Source organism: Priestia sp. P5_B4 (genome assembly GCF_056400385.1).
Genome location: NZ_JBFULJ010000648.1, coordinates 1 through 2196 on the forward strand (window position 1 = coordinate 1; position 2196 = coordinate 2196).

A 2196-nucleotide genomic window follows, 5' to 3' on the forward strand; every position below is an offset into this window, starting at 1 on the left:
GAATATACGTTATTTGTTATTTATTTTCATCTATTTAAAATAAAAATAATAAAAACATTGAACAAAACCGAACTTTTGTGTTAGATTAATAACTATAATTCGTACATTTATTAAATGGCTACAGTTGAAAGGAGCAAAAAACATCATGACAGCGAAAGTAATTAAAGGAAAAGAAGTAGCGCAAGAACTGCGCGCCGCATTAAAAGAAGAGGTAGCTCAATTAAAAACAAAAGGTATCGTTCCTGGTTTAACCGTGATTTTAGTAGGAGAAAATCCTGCTTCTCAATCATATGTAAAAGCAAAAGCAAAAGCTTGTGAAGAAATCGGTGTTGCATCTGAAATTATCAAACGTGACGTATCGATTACTGAAGAAGAGCTTTTAAACGAAATCCATCACTTGAATGGAAATCCATCTGTTCATGGTATTCTTGTTCAACTTCCATTACCAAAACATATTGATGAAAAAGCAGTATTAAATGCTGTATCTCCTAAAAAAGATGTAGATGGCTTCCACCCGGTAAGCGTAGGGAATATGGTTATTGGCGATGAGTGCTATTTACCATGTACACCACACGGTATCGTTGAGTTAATTAAACGTTCAGGTGAAGAAATTTCAGGTAAACATGCGGTAGTAATTGGACGAAGCAATATTGTTGGTAAACCAGTATCCATGCTGTTACTTCAAGAAAGTGCAACGGTAACAATTGCTCACTCTCGCACAAAAGATTTATCTGCTTTAACAAAACAAGCTGATATTCTTGTGTCAGCTGTAGGACAACCTAGACTTATCAAAGCAGATGATATTAAGCCGGGTGCCATTGTAATTGATGTAGGTAACACAATGGAAAATGGTAAACTCGTTGGTGATGTTGATTACGAAGCGGCTTTAGAAGTTGCAGGTTATATCACACCAGTACCAGGCGGAGTTGGTCCGATGACCATCACAATGTTATTGAAAAATACGGTAGACGCTGCTAAAACAATTAACAACGTAAAATAATAAGAAGTAAAAAAGAGGCTGAGACAAAGGTATTTTCGTTGAATGAAGATCCGAACGAGTTTGATTCTTAATTGAGAATCAAACTCGTTCGGATTTTTTCATTGATAAAGTCAACATAGGTTTCATGTATGGAGGTGCTTCTAGCTGGTGATTGGAGGGCAAGGCGAAGACTTCCGCAGAAAGCGAAATCTTGCGCGGAAATCAATAGCGGTGTTACAAGTGACAATACTGGATAATTTATCCATTTTGTTCGTCTTTAGGTTGGATTGATTTCGTTATGTCTGAATCTTTTTTTGCTTCAGTAATGGAATGGAGGCTAATAGAATAGAATGTAACAACCTGTATACAAAGAGGAGGAAGCGATGGTTACGTTGCCTGCAACCGTATATTCTCAACAAATGGTGAAGAAAAAGTTAAACGTTTACTATCCAGTTGTACATTTGACTAATCAAGCTGTTCAGCACAGCATGAACAGTAAAATTTTGCAGCGCACGAATGAATTAATTCGTCAGCAGGGATATGGAGAAAATCCGGATACAGAAGAAACGGGTTATTATGAGTTGAAAACAAACGAGCGAAATGTGCTCAGCTTAACACTTGTCAATTTTACTTATTCCGGGGGAGCGCATGGATTGACCGTTGTCGTTCCATTAACGTTTAATGTGCTGACTGGAAAAACGTATCAACTCAAAGATCTATTTAAAAAAGACAGTAATTACGTGAGCATTCTTTCTAAAATAGTAGGAGAGCAAATAAAAGAGCGTGATATTATGGTTCTTGGAGAATATAAAGGAATTAAACCAGATCAAGATTTTTATATCGCCGATAAGTCACTTGTGCTCTTTTATCAGCTGTATGACCTGGCTCCTTACGCATATGGAATTCCTTACTTTCCAATTTCTATCTACGCTATTCAAGATATTATTGAAGATGAAAGTCCACTTGGACAAATGTTTGGATAAAGTTATAAAAAATTACGGTGCGGCCGTACGTATCTTTTTAATTCGGCCGCTAACTGCTGACGAAGCGAACGAACGCCAATTGCTTCAGCAATATCTTTTGCTACAGGAAATACCCCCACTTTAGTGATATGAACACGAAGATAACCCTCATACAAGCATCCTTGGTCTGCATGCTTGATTTTGGTGCGTACAACAGCTTCTATTTTATCGTTTTCATTTTGCAAAGGGTAAGAA

At 37.0% G+C, this 2196-nt stretch carries 2 protein-coding genes and 1 pseudogene; 2 read left to right on the top strand and 1 reads right to left on the bottom strand.

Going from position 1 to position 2196, the window contains the following annotated elements:
- Nucleotides 1-145: 145 nt before the first annotated feature.
- Together folD and AC1DRF_RS24195 are read left to right on the top strand one after the other, a co-directional pair.
- On the top strand, nucleotides 146-1000 hold the full coding sequence (gene folD, locus AC1DRF_RS24190) for a bifunctional methylenetetrahydrofolate dehydrogenase/methenyltetrahydrofolate cyclohydrolase FolD (protein WP_427076220.1): 855 nt from the start codon (nucleotides 146-148) through the stop codon (nucleotides 998-1000).
- Between the two features lie 362 nt (nucleotides 1001-1362).
- The gene (locus tag AC1DRF_RS24195; protein ID WP_427076219.1) at nucleotides 1363-1962 is read left to right on the top strand and encodes a DUF3298 and DUF4163 domain-containing protein; all 600 of its coding nucleotides are present in this window, start codon (nucleotides 1363-1365) and stop codon (nucleotides 1960-1962) included.
- 2 nt (nucleotides 1963-1964) lie between these two features.
- On the opposite strand, the pseudogene AC1DRF_RS24200 reads toward AC1DRF_RS24195, so the two are convergent.
- Nucleotides 1965-2196, bottom strand: a pseudogene (locus tag AC1DRF_RS24200) (diaminopimelate epimerase); the annotation flags it as partial.